The 742-nt window shown below is 38.9% G+C and carries 1 protein-coding gene; it reads right to left on the bottom strand.

Features of this window, described 5'->3' with window-relative positions; genetic code table 11:
* Positions 1–467: 467 nt before the first annotated feature.
* The coding region (locus ACFILW_RS09925; protein WP_375685751.1) for a hypothetical protein at positions 468–742 on the bottom strand (275 nt) is incomplete at its 5' end.

Below are 742 nucleotides of genomic sequence, written 5' to 3'. Positions count from 1 at the left end.
AACTTCAATCGTCTCGCCTGTAAATTCGTATTTTTTTGCAAACTCTCTCTTTTTAAAAGAGCCATTATCATCTGTAATAAAAAAGGAAGATTCTTGATTTTTAACTGTAGCGTTCATGCTAGTAATCCTTGTGATAATTGGGTTTTGAATTGACAACCCTATAAGGGCGCCGGGTGTTCAAAACACGGTCACAAGTCCGTCGTCACACTTTTCTCATAAAAGAGTATTGTATGGTATGACCACACCCGACAAAGCTCTCATATACTAACAAAAGCATAAAAGAAAGTCAGTATTTTAAAAGGCATGGGAGAAGCTGTTTCGTAACCTATCCGCTTTTCTCAATGTTACGAAGATAACTACGCAAATCATTGCGCACATCATGTAGTTTCTTGGTCATCAATGCTTCATCAAGACTTTTTACATAGTTATTTTCGCGAACAAAAATACGTTCTAACTCCTCAAATTCTTTAGAAATGATGACCTCCTATGATAACATCTTTATCTAACCAATCGGGACCATATTCCTCATCCGCATTCTTTGTAGAAAATCCCATATCACGAATAAATTGTGCTCCATGCCGCTTTTTAAGAAACAGAAGTGTATGTGCTGGAGGTTCAGTCATTGCTAACCATTCCCACACCGCTTTGCTATCATTAGCACGGTCCGCTGCTTCTGATTCAGCAGTATAAATGCAGTTTTGATCTAACCCGCCTGCTCGTAACTCCTCACGTTCAGCATCCG

This window comes from Bartonella sp. TT110JLCBS (genome assembly GCF_042193405.1).
In the GTDB taxonomy this organism is placed as follows: Bacteria; Pseudomonadota; Alphaproteobacteria; order Rhizobiales; family Rhizobiaceae; genus Bartonella.
This window is presented reverse-complemented; position numbering and strand designations above follow the sequence as displayed.